Origin of the sequence: Panacibacter ginsenosidivorans (assembly GCF_007971225.1) — a bacterium.
Classification (GTDB): Bacteria; Bacteroidota; Bacteroidia; order Chitinophagales; family Chitinophagaceae; genus Panacibacter; species Panacibacter ginsenosidivorans.
The window spans coordinates 2,058,709-2,073,281 of sequence record NZ_CP042435.1; the positions used below are offsets into that span (position 1 = coordinate 2,058,709).

Consider the following 14,573-nt stretch of genomic DNA (forward strand, 5'->3'; position numbering starts at 1 on the left):
TCATTGTCTCAATGCCTTTTTTTATAACTTAACCACCTGCCCTGTTCTTACACTTTCATCACACGCAAATGCAATACGCAAACTATTTACTGCATCTTCTACATGATCTGTAAGATCAACATCTTCTGTTATAGCTTTTAAAAAATACCGCTGCTCTCTGTTGCACAATTCCTGGTGGTCAGGTTCATCTTCCAGATGAATCCATTCATCGGGAAATTGAAATTCATTACTAATATCTATTTCTGCGCGATGCACACGTATGGCTTCTGTCTTGGTATGAGATTCAACAGAATCTGACTTGCCTTTGCCCCCTGCATTCTCAGCAACAATCGACACACAACCTTTCGGACCAATCACATCTTTCACAAAGAATGCGGTCTCACTGATCATGGGTCCCCAGCCTGCTTCGTACCAGCCAACACTGCCATCTTCAAAACGAATCTGTAACTGTCCATAATTGTAGTTGCCTTCGGGTATATCTTCTGTAAGTCTTGCTCCTATTGCGTTTACCTGCACCGGTTTGCTGCGTGTCATCTGGCACATCACATCAATATAATGCACACCACAATCTACGATCGGGCTCAGGCTCTTCATCAAATTGCGATGCACATCCCACATATAACCATGACTCTGCTGGTTCAAATTCATGCGCATTACCAATGGTTTACCAAGCGTGTGCGCTATTTCAATAAACTTCTCCCACGATGGATGATGGCGAAGAATATAGCCGATCACCAGTTTCTTTCCCGCTTTCTTTGCGGCATCTGCAACACGCTGTGAGCCCTTTACTGTATCTGCCAATGGCTTTTCTATAAACACATGACAACCTTTTTCAAAAGCCATGATGGCGTATTGCTCATGCGTATCAGGATACGTTGAAATACATACCGCATCGGGGTTTGTAGCCTCAAGCGCAGTTGCATAATCATTGAACAACGCATAACCCCCGCCAAGTTTTTCATTCAATGTTTCTTTGCTTTTGCCTCTTGCCACTATGCCGCAAATTTCAAAGTCATCTGTTATATGATATGCCATTGCATGCGATGCGCCCATGTTTCCGCACCCGACTACCAATACTTTTATTGCCATAAAAAAAAGTTTGCTACGAAGTAAAGCACTTGTTGTGGATTGAAAGAATTTTTTTGTACTAAGCTTTTAATATCTATTAAACTTTTGTTGCGTCGCACACTTGTGCGGCGTCACTTCTATCGTCATTAAAAGCCACATGAATAGATTTGTACAAAGCCATGTGGGGTGAAGAAAGTTATTTAATCGAGTGAGTGTTTTTCAATTCTTCATAACACTTTTCACATACCACTTTTGCATTATTGAAATTTTTGAATTCTTCGCTCATTTCCTCTTCTTGCTGAAAGAAAAACTCGCAGGCGTAGCACCATGCTTGTAGATTATCTGGGTCTGAGTTATTTTCAATAAAGCCAACAGAGTCAACAGAATTTAAAAGATGGCAACAAACTATTGAAGCAATTCCTTTTCCATGAGCACAGTCGATTTCCAGTCTACTTTTTTCCATTTGTTCATTCGGCTTGTTGAAAATTTATCAACTAAAAACATTTCGGTCGGTGAGGACCATCGACCGATAGAAGTAAGAAGCAATAATTAGTTTATCCTTTTTGCTGTTCTGTTGGAAATTTACTCATATCCATAAAGAAAACTTCCCAACTGTGACCGTCAAAGTCTTCTATGGTTCGCTGTTGCATAAACCCATAGTCTCTCATTTCATGTGGTTCAATTCCACCTGCATCAAGTCCGGCTGTCATTAATTCATTTACTTCATCTATACTGTCTAGTGATAAAGAATAAAGTGCTGCAAGATTGGTTTTGGTGTCTGCAATAGGTTTTGTTGCGAATGATGCAAACTTTTCGTGCGATAGTATCATAACAAAAATGTTATCACTCCATACCATGCATTTACCTGAGTCGTCAGAAAACTGAGGATTGTTGGTGAAGCCCAATGCAGTGTAAAAGCTCATTGATCTTTCCACATCTTTTACTGCTAAATTGATAAATACTTGTTTTGCCATAGTTAGTAATATTTAGTTATAAAACTTAACTTTAATTTTCTTTCGGTTGCCGAAAAAGATCAGTCAATCGTCCTGATGATTTTAGCAGGAATGCCACCAACGATTGTATTGTCAGGAACATCTTTATTTACTACTGCACCCGCCGCAACAACTGAATTTTCGCCGACAGTTATACCGGGCAATATAGTTGACCCTGCGCCTATCCATGCATTTCTTTTTAGGAGAATAGATTTAAGATCAAGTGACTTTCTATTTGATGGATCTAAAGGATGGTTTTCTGTAATAAGATTAACCTTAGGGCCTATCAGTACATCATCTTCAATAGTTATGCCGCCCAGGTCAAGAAAAGAACAGGCATGATTTATAAATACTCTTTTACCAATGTTTATATGCTTCCCAAAGTTTGTATAAAATGGCATAAATATGGTAGTGCTTTTATCGATTTCTTTTCCGGTGATCTCACTCAAACGTTCCCGTATTTGATCAACGCTGGCAGAAGTATTAAGTGCGGCAGATAATTCAATGGTTCGCTGAACAACTTTCCACATCTCCGGCAATTGTGGGTCATTATCAGGAATTAATCCTCCTGCAAGCATTCTTTCAAAAATGCTATTATTATCGTTGTTCATACCTGGTTAAATTTTTTTACGTTCTTATCTCTTACATTTATTATCCAGAAGGTTTCAAAGCTAAAAAATTATCCCGCATTTTTATTTGTTGCTGTTTTTTAGATGCTATCGAAAAATGAACCTTACCCAAAGGGTTTGGGAGGTACGGATGGCAGGGAAAAATAATTAGCAGAATAAAAATTACTCTTCAAATTCATCCACCAGTTGGGCAAGCAACTGTTTGCTGTATGGCAGCCACACTTTTTTCTTTACATCAAATATTTGCGCAAGATGCGGATTAGGAAATAATTTATAATCAAACTTATTATACCCATAAGCAATATAACCGGGATAATAAAACTGCAGTTGATTTTCTATGGCATATTGCATCTTCAGCAGCATAAGGTATTTTCCTAAACTATATTTCCTGTATGCAGGATCGTAAAAGTTCATAATGCCTGCAATAGCTTCCGACCCTTTATCATAAATACCGGCTGCGATTAATTTAGCACCGTCTCTTATTTCAATGATCGCTGAATCAAATAAATTATGATGAAATCCTGCAGTAAATGCTTCCCCAAATAAGAAATCCTGCATTGTGGGTGGCGCGTCAAAATTTACTTTATCAAGATATAGCTTGTAAAGTTCTTCTATCTCTGTGTGTATAAAAAAATCCCTGTTGCCAATTTCAAAAAAACTATTGGCTGTAAGAAGTTTCTGCGGTTTGTTATCAAAGTAAAAATCAGCAAGGGGATAGCGCAACCAAAACACATGGTAAATATTTCCTTTATCCCAAATTAGATTAGTTGTAAAAATATCCTGTCGCATTCTATAACAGCCCTGGGCAAGAAAATTATCCAGCAATGCACCATTAAATTTTATATGCTCATGTGCTTTCATTATGGGCTGCTATTTTCAAACATCATTGCTTATATTATTTATACAGTACAAGTGTGCGACGCAACAAATGCTACATATTTATTCGTTTGCCTGGCTCCAAAAAAAACTTACAACTTCAGCGCAACTTTCTTTCCTGTTTTAATAGCTTCAAAAATGGCATCAATGATCTTCAGGTCTTTTACCGCTTCTTCGCCATCCACAGGCACCACAGGTTGTATGCCTTCAAAGATCAGTTCTGACATACCATCCATTTGCAATGTTTGATGCGTGATGTGTGGCTGCGTTAATTCTCCTTTGTGTGTGTGACCTTGAATGGGTCCATAACCGGTTGAAGGCTGCATTTCGGCAAAACCCTTATCGCCATCAAGAAAAAATTTATCAAGGTTATTTAAACTATACGTTGATAAACAGGAAGCCACGGCACCACCAGGGAAGCCCAGTTGAAACGTAATAGTTTCATCAATACCTTCTTTGAATTTTTCAGGATTTGTTTTTACTTCCTGTGCCGTGACCCAAATAGGTTCTTCACCGATCATGTAGCGTGCACCATTAACAGAATAAATGCCAATGTCCATCATGGCGCCGCCGCCGGATAATGCTTTATTCAAACGCCATTGTGTTGGATCACCAATAATAAAGCCGCTCAACCCCTGGAAGAATAATACTTTGCCAAACTCGCCTGCATTGCGCATACGAATTACTTCAAGCGTTTTTGGTTCGTAGTGCATACGGTAACCAACCAATAATTTTACACCGGCCTTTTTGCATGCATCCACCATTTCCTGTGCGTCTTTTGCATTGATTGACATTGGTTTTTCAGAAATCACATGTTTGCCCGCTTTTGCCACCCGCATTGCCGCTTCTTTATGTAATGCATTCGGTGTAATAATGTACACGGCATCAATATCAGGATTGTTTTTTATCGCATCGTATGTTTCATAGTTATAACAATTCTTTTCAGGAATGCCGTACTTGCTTTGCCAGGCTGTTAGCTTAGAAGGCGTGCCACTTATAGCACCCACCAACTTTGCCTTTTTACAACTTTGCATGGCATCTGCCACACGTGTACCATAACTGCCCAAACCTAAAATAGCTACACGCAAAATTGGTCCATCATAAGGCTTGTCATCTTTTGTTGCAGCAACACTTTTCGCACTGAGAAATGGAATTACTGCAGCAGATAAAGAGATTTTTTGTAAGAAGTCGCGGCGTGAACTCATAGCAAAATGTTTATTGATTTTTGAAAATATTTTATGATACGAACTGTGGTTTTTTATGGCGTCTTCGTTGCGTCGCAATCCTTTCAACGCTTCAGCTAACGGCAACTTTGAAAACATTATAAAAGACAAGCTAAATTTATGCAGCTTTTAAGAATGAAGTTAATACTATCACATCAAAAATGCATTGTTTATATTCGGGTAGAATTTAAAATTTAAAGTAGCTTTCATGAAAAAAATAAAATCTATTATAAGTTTACTGTTTGCCGTTTGGTTTGCAACAATTACAAATGCTCAAACGATTACTGTTCCGGGAATTCCTTATCCGTTGCATTGTGATATTCAGCCATTACATTCTTCGGTAAAAGGCAATACCATAACAATGGTTGCTGGCAAGAAAACAGATATGTTCCGCGATCCAAATGTTACCTATAACACAGACAATGCTCCAAAGCTTTTATTTAAACCCGCAGACAATTTTGTATTAACAGCTTCTATTCAGCATGCGTTTGCAAACAAATGGGATGGTGGCGCCATTATTTTAAAAAGTGATAGCCTGAACTGGGTAAAATTTTGTTTTGAAAAAGACTATGCAGGAGGGAAAAGAGTAGTAAGCGTGGTAACAAAAGATATCTCCGATGATTGCAATTCAGTTGAAATAGCGGGCAATAAAGTATTTTATAAAATAGCAAAAGCTGATAATGTAATTACGTTGTATTATTCTTTAGAAGGAAAAAGATGGTTTCTTGTTCGTCATTTTCAATTTGATGCCAGGCCGGAATTTGAAGTAGGCTTTCTTGCACAATCACCAACAGGCACAAGCTGCACCGTTACTTTTTCTGATATATTATATGAGGAAAGAAAAATTTCAGATCCATATACCGGAGAGTAGTAATAACAGAACGTACAAGTGTGCGACGCAACAGCAGCTTCATGTATATTCAATTGCCGGGCTCATAAAAATTACTCCTTTTTAATCTCCACACTCCAATCCGCTCCGCTATACACTTTATTTTTTGCAGAGAAATTATCCATATTTAATGCAAAGGAAATATTGAGTAAGCTGTTGAGATAACACAAAGCCTTTCCTTCTGCAACTGCTGAAAACGTAGTTGCATAAGGCATGGTACCTTCATACACTTTATCGTTGTTATGGAAAACAGTTACATGTATCTGATCTCCTGTCTGCATGTTTAATTTGCTGAATGTTGCTTTATCAATATTTGTCCAGACATTGCCATACTGAATATCAAGAATGGGAATATTGCCTTTGATGATATTGTTTTCAAAGACAGGCTTTTGATAATCGATGGTCACCACTTTAGGAGGAAGCAAAGGGCCCACTCCGGAAAATTTTATTACACCATCTGCCAATCTTGCACCGGTATATGCATATACATCGCGGCCATGAAAAGTATAAGAATCACCCGAACCTTTTAAACGGTTCTTTGTTTCATCGATCTCTCTTATAGAATCTATACCAAGGCTTTCAGCAACCAAAGTAAGTGTTCCGTTGTCTGGTGTCACAAAAAAGTGACCGCTCTTTGTTTTTAACACAACAGATTTTCTTGCACTGCCCACACCGGGATCAATAACGGAAACAAACACCGTACCGGCGGGCCAGTATTGCGCGGTTTGTTTTAAACGATAGCCGGCTTCCCAAATATTGTAAGCAGGAATTTCATGAGTAAGATCGAAAAGTTTAAGATCGGCGGAAACGCCCATGGCTACTCCTTTCATAGCAGAAACGGCACCATCTTTCAAGCCAAAATCTGTTTGAAAAACAACGATCTTATTTTGCGCAAATGTTTGTATAAATATTATGCAACAGGCAAGCGTTGCAACAACACGATTGTGCTTATTCATATTTCCAGCTTTTCGGCAAATATAAAAAGCAGTTTTCATGCCTGGCATAAATAACAAAAACACAAATCAAACATCTTTACAGCAGGCTTTTGATTTTCTTGGTACTTTAGCGGATATACTTAAACAGCATTATGCATTCATTTGAACAATTAGCAGATTTATTTAAGAAGAGATTTGAAACAAAACATTTCCCTGCAACGCCGCAGAGTCTTTACGAGTCCTGCGATTATTTTCTTTCTATTGGTGGCAAGAGAGTAAGGCCGGTGATGTGCCTGATGGGGAATGAACTGTTTGACGAGATCAATCCTGATGCGTGGTACGTGGCAACTGCAATAGAACTCTTTCACAATTTTACATTGATGCATGATGATATTATGGATGCAGCGCCACTGCGCCGTGGTATGCAAACGGTGCATACAAAGTTTGGCAATAATACGGCATTGCTTGGCGGTGATGTAATGCTGGTGGTGGCTTATGATTACCTGAATAAGATCAACAATACATATTTGCATAAAGTGATTGCCTTGTTCAATAAAACAGCAAGAGAGGTTTGTGAAGGACAGCAACTGGATATGGATTATGAAAAACAACAAAGCATAAGCCTGGATGATTACATACGAATGATAGAACTAAAGACTTCTGTTTTACTTGCAGCAAGTTTGCAATTGGGTGCCATTCTTGGCGGTGCCAGCGAAGGAAACCGCCAGCATATTTATGAATTCGGCAGAAACCTGGGGATTGCTTTTCAAATACAGGACGATTATTTAGATGCATTTGGCGACCCTCAAAAATTTGGTAAAGATGTAGGCGGCGATATTCGCCAGAATAAAAAAACCTTTCTGTTAATTCATGTATTAGAAGCTGCAAACTCAGCACAGAAAAAAACATTACTGCAACTGATGGAAGAAAACCCTGCTGATAAAGTGCAACGTGTATTGGAAATATTTAAAGCATGTAATGTAGATGAATGGGCCTGGCAACTGAAACAGCAATACATGGACAAAGCAATGCAGCATCTTGATGCGGTGGCTGTGGTTTCTTCCAGGAAAAAGTCATTGATGGAATTGGCGAATTTTTTGGTGCAAAGAGAGCATTGATATACCCCAACCCCAAAAGAAGTAGTGGTTGCACTTTTAAAAGCATTTCTATTTTTGGTAACCAACTATAGTGCAAATAGCATCTTCGTTGCGTCGCACTCTTGTACTGTTGAATGAAAACTGAACATTTAAATATCAATTACAGATCATGAATAAGCAACAAATCATCTCCCGGCTGCAAAAAAATCATCATGATTTTGCTGATTATATCAGATCACTGAGAGAAGAAGATTTCCTGTTTACGACAGATAATAAATGGACAGCGGGCCAGCAGGCAGAACATATACTCCGCGCTATTAAACCTGTAAAACTTGCCTTCACGCTCCCTAAATTTTTTTTGAAGTTATTTTTTGGTAAGGCCAACAGGCCATCGAGAACTTATGAACAGTTATTAGACAGGTATAAAGAAAAATTAGCGGCTGGTGGCCGTGCATCAGGAAGATTTATACCACAACCTGTAGCGTTTAACGCTAAAGAAAAAATTTGCAATGAAATTCTTTTAGTAAATGACGCGCTTTGTAAAAAAGTAAATAGCTGCGCAGAAGAAGAATTGGAAAGTTATATTCTGCCGCATCCGCTATTAGGTAAACTTACATTGAGAGAAATGCTCTATTTTAATATCCTTCACGTGGAGCATCACAGAAACAGTGTTGCTATGTTGTTGCATAGAACTGCTCTAGCCTAAATAATAAAAGACAGCACACTGAAACTGAAGCTGCGCAATGAACTGAAAGTACAAGTGTGCGACGCAACAAAAGCCGCTTCATTTGCATTTGGCACGGCTTCATAAAAAATATTTTATCACTTACTATGCTTTGCTTACTTTAACCTATTAAAAAAATACTCATAGTATGTCCAACTCGCTGTTCCGTACCAAGAATATTGATAAGATACTGAGAGATGCTGCTACCAACGAAGAAAATGCACATGGCAGCGGTGGCTTGAAAAGAGTGTTGACGCTGCGGGACCTTACATTTTTTGGTATTGCCGCTATTATTGGCGCAGGAAGTTTCAGCAGTTTGGGTGAAGCAGTTTTTAAAGGTGGCCCGGGTGTGGTTTTTCTTTTTATTATATGTGCCATAGCCTGCGGATTTACCGCTATGTGCTATGCAGAATTTGCAAGCCGCATACCAGTTGCGGGCAGCGCTTACACCTATGCTTATGCATCTTTTGGAGAGTTGTTTGCGTGGATCATTGGCTGGGCGCTAATCATGGAATATTCCATTGGTAATATTTATGTGGCATTTTCATGGAGCGACTATTTTACTTCTTTCCTTCACAAAATAAATATTCATATTCCCGATTATCTTACCTGCAGCTATATGGAAGCTAAAAAAGCTTTCATGAATAACTCCAGCAACGCAGAATTAACAGGAGCATGGAATTATGCACCAACTGTTGGCAGTTTTAAAATTATTTTCGACCTGCCTGCATTAATGATCAATTTGTTTATCACTATACTTGTTTATAAAGGTGTAAAAGAATCCAGGAACTTCAGCAATGTAATGGTGATACTAAAGCTTATTATTGTTGCATTGGTAATTGGCGTAGGCGCATATTATGTTGATCCCGGTAACTGGTTGCCCGTAAATGATGCAGGTGTTGCTTCTTTTATGCCCAATGGTTTTGCTGGCGTAATGACGGCTGTGAGTGGTGTATTCTTTGCCTATATTGGTTTTGATGCTATCAGTGTAATGGCAGAAGAAAGTAAGAATCCGCAAAGGGATCTGCCAAGGAGTATGATTCTTTCACTGGTTATTTGCACTGTTGTTTATATACTGCTCACGTTGGTATTAACCGGCGTACTCAATTATAGAATGTTTGAAGGTGTAGGTGATCCACTGGCAAAAATATTTGAGGTAAAAAATGTTGGCTGGATGCAGGCATTTGTTTCTGTGGCTGCAGTAATTGCCATGACGAGTGTATTACTTGTTTTTCAAATGGGGCAACCAAGAATATGGATGAGCATGAGCCGCGACGGCCTTTTGCCACCTGCCTTCCAACGTATACACCCCAAATATCAAACACCATCTTTCGCAACTATTATTACAGGTTTATTGGTAGGTGTACCTATTTTATTTACAGATAAAACTTTTGTACTTGACTTTACCAGTATTGCTACTTTATTTGCTTTTGTGCTGGTGTGCGGCGGTATTTTACTCATTCCTAAAAAAGAAAAAGTAGCAGGGAAATTCAATATGCCTTATGTTAATTCAAAATATATTTTCCCCTTGCTGATTATGTGTGCTGTTGTTATTATTAAACTGGCCAACAAAGATTATTTCAGTGCACTGTTTAATGTTACAGAAGACAATGCCTCATTAAATATTTCCACTATTATTTTGTGGATAGTATTGATCATACTTGCCGTGTTCAGTTATGTAAAATCTTTTTCACTTATTCCGTTGCTGGGCCTATCCAGCTGCTTATATTTATTAACGGGTATGACTGGTGCAAACTGGGCATGGTTTGGTTCCTGGCTTGCACTTGGTTTAATATTTTATTTTTCTTACGGTTATAAAAAAAGCAGGCTTGCACAAACTATTTTATGATTTTTTGTACTGAACATTAGTGCTGTTATTAAGCTTTGGTTGTGTCACTCACTTGTACGTTCTTATCTATATTCATCTTTTATAATTTACATTATATGTTGCATGCATTTACAAGATTAAAAAATATTCTTGCTACGGTTCCTGAAAGGCTCAGCAGTATTCCAAACGAAGATGCTGCTATAAAACCTTCTCCCAATAAATGGAGCAGGAAAGAGATAATGGGGCATTTGATAGACTCTGCATCAAACAATCACCAGCGATTTGTAAGGCTGCAAATAGAAGATCATGTAAAGCTGCCCAAGTACAGGCAGAATGAATGGGTAGCCGTACAGCACTGGCAGGATAAAGAGTGGTCTGCTATTCTTGCTTTCTGGCAATTATACAATGAGCATATTGCTTATATATTTGAAAAGATAGATAAAACAAAACTGCAGCATATAGTTACTTTAGGCGAGACTGATTTTACACTTCAATTCATTATTGATGATTACGTAGACCATATGGAGCACCATTTAAAACAGGTGTTTGAGCAATAAAAATAGTTACCAGACCTGTTAGATTTTAAAAAACCTAACAGGTCTTTCCTTATACGCTTCAATCCGCTGCCGTAAAATGAAACTGTACAAGAGTGCGACGCAACAGGCGACACCATGAAAACACTTCAGTCCGGCTCATAAAAAAATCTCACTTAATTTTGCAGTTCATAAAATAAACAATCGCGTTTATGAAATACCAGGTTGGTGATGATATTGTGGTGCTGCATACTAATGAGGAGGGTAAGGTTGTAGAGATCATTAATAATAAGATGGTGATGGTGGAAGTGCGTGGTGTAAAATTTCCATCGTACATGGACCAGATCGATTTTCCTTATTTCAAACGCTTTACCGAAAAGAAACCCATCTTTCAACAAAAGAAAGAAAAAAAGTTTGTGGATGATATTCCAAAAGAAAAATCAAAACCTGCTGAAATTAAAGCTACCACAGGCGTCTGGCTTTCGTTGCTTCCAAAATTTACAACCGATGAATTTGGTGATGAAATAGTGGAGCTTTTTAAAATTCATCTGGTAAACAGAACTGATACAGGCTATAAATTCATTTACAAGCAACATTTTTTTGGTAATCCTGCATTTGACCTTACCAATGAAGTAACTGCTTACCATGATTTTTATTTACACGATCTTTCTTTTGCAGATTTCAATGATAACCCATCGTTTGCATTTGAGTTTTCACTGATAACACCTGATAAAAAGAAAGCAGAATTTTATGAAGCAACTATTAAAATAAAAGCTAAGCAACTGTTTCAGCGGGTGGAAGAAATGAAAAAAAAGAATGAGCCCACCATCAGCTTTCAATTGTTTGAAAAATATCCTGATAAAGCAATAGAAGATAAACCTGAAGTAACCTCAAAGATCTCTAACCAGTTTGCTGTATATGAAGCAAAGAAAGCCAGGCAAAATCTTCCGGCGCCGCGCAGTGTAATAGACCTGCACATGGAAAAGCTGAGTGATGACTGGAAACATATGAGCAACTTTGAAATTCTTACCATGCAACTAAAAGAGTTTGAAAAATGGTATGAGCTTGCTGTTGCACATCATCAGCCAAACCTGATTGTGATACATGGTGTAGGCAGTGGCAAATTAAGGGGTGAGATACATGATATACTAAAAACAAAAAAAGAAGTGCGGTATTTTATCAACCAATATCATCCGCAATATGGGTATGGCGCTACGGAAATATTCTTTCAGTATTAAAGCCCCCTAAATCTCCCGGTGGATGACTTAAAAAAACCAAGAAGATTTATTGATGCCAAAAGATTTACAGATGAAGTGATTGCGACGCAAGGGACGATGCTATGAAAAAATGCAGCCGGTATCAAAAAAATTCTCTCATTAGTTATTGTTATTTTTGTATTTACTACAATCCCGAACTATCGCCTTGTGCAAGCAGGGAGGAAAGTCCGGACAGCATAGGGCAACCCACCGGTGAAGAGCCGGGTGTTTCTTTTGAAGCAACAGACAGTGCCACAGAAAATAACCGCCTTAGGGTAAGGGTGAAAACGTAAGGTAAGAGCTTACGATGTATTGCAGCGATGCAACATATGGGTAAACCTTGGGGGCTGTAATGCCACGTATAGGTTCGTCTGAAAGCGGCCCGCTTTCGATTCCACCGGTGAGTGGACACGAACCAGGGTAGGCAGCAACAGGTAAACAGCAATGTTTATCGCAGATAAATGATAGTGTAAAAACAGAATCCGGCTTACGAGGTTTGTAGTTTTAAAAGTGTTTGATGCATGATATGTATCGAACATTTTTTTTGCCGTCAGGTAACCAATTCCTTATTAAAGTTGTTATCTGCATACATGCTATATGTTAGTTTAACAAAAAGCCGGTTCAGTCAATTAAAATGCCGGTTTGGTATGCCTGAAATTATTTGTTTACTGACAATTATTAATTTCAATAGTGAAAAAAGAAATTCGTTTGGTTATGGAAAGCAATATTAAAACCCCCGCGCCTGCGCGGATAGAAAGAGAATTGAAGCAGCTTAAAAAAAATCTTGCACTTGGGTTTCACCGTGGCAAAAGTTTGTCTGAGCTTAAAGATATTATCAGCAAAATCCACAGTCTCGAAGAAAAACTGATCGCATTTTTAAATTAAAAGACAGTATAAAAAAAGCCGGCAGTTGCCGGCTTAAAAAAATTTTTATTTTTTATTCCTTTACCCATTTAGTGTTATCAAGCACACCGGAACGGTTAATACAACCATCCTCAATTACAGTTAATAATAAACCTTCACTGTTTATTTCAAATTTATATTTTGCAATGGCACTGTCATCACAATCGCTCTGGCCGCTTATCTTTTGAATAGACAAGATACTGTCTTTAATACTATATTTCATTAATTCAAGACTCGAATTGTCTGCTGCTACAATAGCTTCTAATGTATCGGTTCTAAAATCAAAAACTATATCGGTTGGGCTATCCAATTGTAGTGTGCCCTTCCATTTTGAATTGGTAAGTTGTGCGTTTGCCGAAACACTTATAAAAGCAATAAAGGCAATAAAAATTATTTTTTTCATACGAAATATTTATTTTTTTAAAGCTACAGTTTAAAGCTGCATAACATTGCGATTTTTTTTAAATATAAGGAAGTCTGGGATAAATGTATAATAGCAACTATGAATGGTTATGTGCAGTTGCATATGATGAGAAATTTTTTGTTACAAGCTTCCTGGGCATTGAGCATCTTTACTTGCGTCGCACACTGCATCTTTTGGATCATGCATCAGCCCATACATGATCTAATTGTACAAGTGTGCGACGCAACGGAAGTTCAATAAAGGACTGAACGATCATACACAATAAAAAAAGCAAATCACACAATAGTGATTTGCCTGAATGTGGTGGTCTTTACACAGGAGTTTATATTTTTATTCGTATTCTTTTTCCAAAGTAATTACAGGAATACTGGAATTGTAGGATAGTAATCTTTTGGTAACCCTGTTCCATAAACCAGGCAGATAATATTCATGTTTGTTATTTATCATTATAAGATCTGCATTGATCTTTTTGGAAAAGTTCAATGTTGTTGTGGCAAGATTTTTACCTTCCAATATAATAGACTGCACCGGTATAGTAGTAAGGCTTTGTATCACTTCCATTGTCTGTGAAAGTATGGGCACCCCCGGTTCATTGTTTTCTTTTCTTAACGATACTACAAAAATGGTTGATTTGAAATAGCGGCCAAGCATAGCTGCCAGTCTTATACGACGCATAGGCACATGATCATCATGCAACGGCAATACGATCTTTTTAAAATGACTTACCAAGCCACTTGCCCTTACAGCAAGCACCGGTATAAATGTTTTTTTTGCGAGATTACTTATACTAACTGTTGAAATAATCCGATGCAGCAAATTGAATTTAGATAACCCTTTTACAAACATATCCATCTGGTAAAGACGTGCATATTTAGCCAGCTCTTCCTGCTCGTTTCCATGCAATACACTTATTTCTATCTGTCCTTTACCACAAAGATGCTGGCTGTATGCTTCTTTCATTTCGTGCAAACGATCCTGTGCATTTTTTAGATCTGCAGTATAATCGTAAGGATAAAAATGGGCGGCTTCTACTGTTAACAGAGGAAATATATTTTTTGAAACCACATGCACCAGGTGAATATTACAATGCAGTGCATTGGCTAATTCTATTGCCTTGGCAGTTGCCCATTTATCTTTTTGTGTAAAATCAACCGGAACAAGAATATTGTATAAGTTGTTCTGCATAGTAAATTGTT

16 protein-coding genes and 1 other RNA gene are annotated in these 14,573 nt (G+C 38.0%); 8 read left to right on the forward strand and 9 right to left on the reverse strand.

Annotated elements, in window-relative coordinates; genetic code table 11:
• Positions 1-21 precede the first annotated feature (21 nt).
• From FRZ67_RS08515 to FRZ67_RS08540, 6 genes are all read right to left on the reverse strand, one after another.
• A complete protein-coding gene (locus tag FRZ67_RS08515) occupies positions 22-1,089 on the reverse strand; it encodes a Gfo/Idh/MocA family protein (RefSeq protein WP_147189142.1) in 1,068 nt (355 codons plus the stop codon).
• 175 nt (positions 1,090-1,264) lie between these two features.
• The gene (locus tag FRZ67_RS08520) at positions 1,265-1,531 is read right to left on the reverse strand and encodes a hypothetical protein (RefSeq protein ID WP_147189143.1); all 267 of its coding nucleotides are present in this window, start codon (positions 1,529-1,531) and stop codon (positions 1,265-1,267) included.
• A 91-nt stretch (positions 1,532-1,622) separates the two neighbouring features.
• Complete coding sequence (locus FRZ67_RS08525) at positions 1,623-2,042, reverse strand: VOC family protein (protein WP_147189144.1); 420 nt, start codon at positions 2,040-2,042, stop codon at positions 1,623-1,625.
• Positions 2,043-2,101: 59 nt separating this feature from the next.
• Positions 2,102-2,671 (reverse strand): DapH/DapD/GlmU-related protein, encoded by a 570-nt coding sequence (locus FRZ67_RS08530; RefSeq protein ID WP_147189145.1) that lies wholly within the window; start codon positions 2,669-2,671, stop codon positions 2,102-2,104.
• 180 nt (positions 2,672-2,851) lie between these two features.
• A complete protein-coding gene (locus FRZ67_RS08535) occupies positions 2,852-3,550 on the reverse strand; it encodes a GNAT family N-acetyltransferase (RefSeq protein WP_147189146.1) in 699 nt (232 codons plus the stop codon).
• A 107-nt stretch (positions 3,551-3,657) separates the two neighbouring features.
• Positions 3,658-4,770, reverse strand: coding sequence for a Gfo/Idh/MocA family protein (locus tag FRZ67_RS08540; RefSeq protein WP_147189147.1), 1,113 nt, complete (start codon positions 4,768-4,770; stop codon positions 3,658-3,660).
• 226 nt (positions 4,771-4,996) lie between these two features.
• Between FRZ67_RS08540 and FRZ67_RS08545 the strand changes: the two genes are divergently transcribed.
• On the forward strand, positions 4,997-5,659 hold the full coding sequence (locus FRZ67_RS08545) for a DUF1349 domain-containing protein (protein WP_147189148.1): 663 nt from the start codon (positions 4,997-4,999) through the stop codon (positions 5,657-5,659).
• Between the two features lie 71 nt (positions 5,660-5,730).
• Here the strand turns inward: FRZ67_RS08545 and FRZ67_RS08550 are convergent, their stop codons facing one another.
• A complete protein-coding gene (locus tag FRZ67_RS08550) occupies positions 5,731-6,633 on the reverse strand; it encodes an SAM hydrolase/SAM-dependent halogenase family protein (protein WP_147189149.1) in 903 nt (300 codons plus the stop codon).
• A 131-nt stretch (positions 6,634-6,764) separates the two neighbouring features.
• Here FRZ67_RS08550 and FRZ67_RS08555 point away from each other — a divergent pair, with 131 nt between their 5' ends.
• The 7 genes from FRZ67_RS08555 to FRZ67_RS08585 all read left to right on the forward strand — a co-directional run bounded on the left by FRZ67_RS08555 (position 6,765) and on the right by FRZ67_RS08585 (position 12,935).
• Positions 6,765-7,730 (forward strand): polyprenyl synthetase family protein, encoded by a 966-nt coding sequence (locus FRZ67_RS08555; RefSeq protein WP_147189150.1) that lies wholly within the window; start codon positions 6,765-6,767, stop codon positions 7,728-7,730.
• 148 nt (positions 7,731-7,878) lie between these two features.
• On the forward strand, positions 7,879-8,415 hold the full coding sequence (locus FRZ67_RS08560; protein WP_147189151.1) for a DinB family protein: 537 nt from the start codon (positions 7,879-7,881) through the stop codon (positions 8,413-8,415).
• A 166-nt stretch (positions 8,416-8,581) separates the two neighbouring features.
• On the forward strand, positions 8,582-10,282 hold the full coding sequence (locus FRZ67_RS08565; protein ID WP_147189152.1) for an amino acid permease: 1,701 nt from the start codon (positions 8,582-8,584) through the stop codon (positions 10,280-10,282).
• A 95-nt stretch (positions 10,283-10,377) separates the two neighbouring features.
• Positions 10,378-10,818, forward strand: a complete 441-nt coding sequence (locus tag FRZ67_RS08570) for a DinB family protein (protein ID WP_147189153.1) — start codon at positions 10,378-10,380, stop codon at positions 10,816-10,818.
• A 188-nt stretch (positions 10,819-11,006) separates the two neighbouring features.
• A complete protein-coding gene (locus FRZ67_RS08575; RefSeq protein ID WP_147189154.1) occupies positions 11,007-12,032 on the forward strand; it encodes a Smr/MutS family protein in 1,026 nt (341 codons plus the stop codon).
• A gap of 163 nt (positions 12,033-12,195) precedes the next feature.
• Positions 12,196-12,556: RNase P RNA component class A (rnpB, locus tag FRZ67_RS08580), an RNA gene on the forward strand.
• Positions 12,557-12,740: 184 nt separating this feature from the next.
• A complete protein-coding gene (locus FRZ67_RS08585; protein ID WP_147189155.1) occupies positions 12,741-12,935 on the forward strand; it encodes a hypothetical protein in 195 nt (64 codons plus the stop codon).
• A 52-nt stretch (positions 12,936-12,987) separates the two neighbouring features.
• Here FRZ67_RS08585 and FRZ67_RS08590 read toward each other — a convergent pair whose 3' ends face one another.
• Positions 12,988-13,356: a hypothetical protein gene (locus FRZ67_RS08590; protein WP_147189156.1), complete on the reverse strand. Its 369-nt coding sequence runs from the start codon at positions 13,354-13,356 to the stop codon at positions 12,988-12,990.
• Between the two features lie 351 nt (positions 13,357-13,707).
• The gene (locus FRZ67_RS08595; protein WP_147189157.1) at positions 13,708-14,562 is read right to left on the reverse strand and encodes a universal stress protein; all 855 of its coding nucleotides are present in this window, start codon (positions 14,560-14,562) and stop codon (positions 13,708-13,710) included.
• Positions 14,563-14,573: the final 11 nt, after the last annotated feature.

Bases quoted from the DNA above. Each gene is read 5' to 3' on its own strand.
- FRZ67_RS08545 (WP_147189148.1), top strand. From the start codon at position 4,997: ATGAAAAAAATAAAATCTATTATAAGTTTACTGTTTGCCGTTTGGTTT.
- FRZ67_RS08540 (WP_147189147.1), bottom strand. From the start codon at position 4,770: ATGAGTTCACGCCGCGACTTCTTACAAAAAATCTCTTTATCTGCTGCA.
- FRZ67_RS08520 (WP_147189143.1), bottom strand. From the start codon at position 1,531: ATGGAAAAAAGTAGACTGGAAATCGACTGTGCTCATGGAAAAGGAATT.
- FRZ67_RS08595 (WP_147189157.1), bottom strand. From the start codon at position 14,562: ATGCAGAACAACTTATACAATATTCTTGTTCCGGTTGATTTTACACAA.
- FRZ67_RS08590 (WP_147189156.1), bottom strand. From the start codon at position 13,356: ATGAAAAAAATAATTTTTATTGCCTTTATTGCTTTTATAAGTGTTTCG.
- FRZ67_RS08515 (WP_147189142.1), bottom strand. From the start codon at position 1,089: ATGGCAATAAAAGTATTGGTAGTCGGGTGCGGAAACATGGGCGCATCG.
- FRZ67_RS08575 (WP_147189154.1), top strand. From the start codon at position 11,007: ATGAAATACCAGGTTGGTGATGATATTGTGGTGCTGCATACTAATGAG.
- FRZ67_RS08565 (WP_147189152.1), top strand. From the start codon at position 8,582: ATGTCCAACTCGCTGTTCCGTACCAAGAATATTGATAAGATACTGAGA.
- FRZ67_RS08550 (WP_147189149.1), bottom strand. From the start codon at position 6,633: ATGAATAAGCACAATCGTGTTGTTGCAACGCTTGCCTGTTGCATAATA.
- FRZ67_RS08530 (WP_147189145.1), bottom strand. From the start codon at position 2,671: ATGAACAACGATAATAATAGCATTTTTGAAAGAATGCTTGCAGGAGGA.
- FRZ67_RS08570 (WP_147189153.1), top strand. From the start codon at position 10,378: ATGTTGCATGCATTTACAAGATTAAAAAATATTCTTGCTACGGTTCCT.
- FRZ67_RS08525 (WP_147189144.1), bottom strand. From the start codon at position 2,042: ATGGCAAAACAAGTATTTATCAATTTAGCAGTAAAAGATGTGGAAAGA.
- FRZ67_RS08555 (WP_147189150.1), top strand. From the start codon at position 6,765: ATGCATTCATTTGAACAATTAGCAGATTTATTTAAGAAGAGATTTGAA.
- FRZ67_RS08560 (WP_147189151.1), top strand. From the start codon at position 7,879: ATGAATAAGCAACAAATCATCTCCCGGCTGCAAAAAAATCATCATGAT.
- FRZ67_RS08535 (WP_147189146.1), bottom strand. From the start codon at position 3,550: ATGAAAGCACATGAGCATATAAAATTTAATGGTGCATTGCTGGATAAT.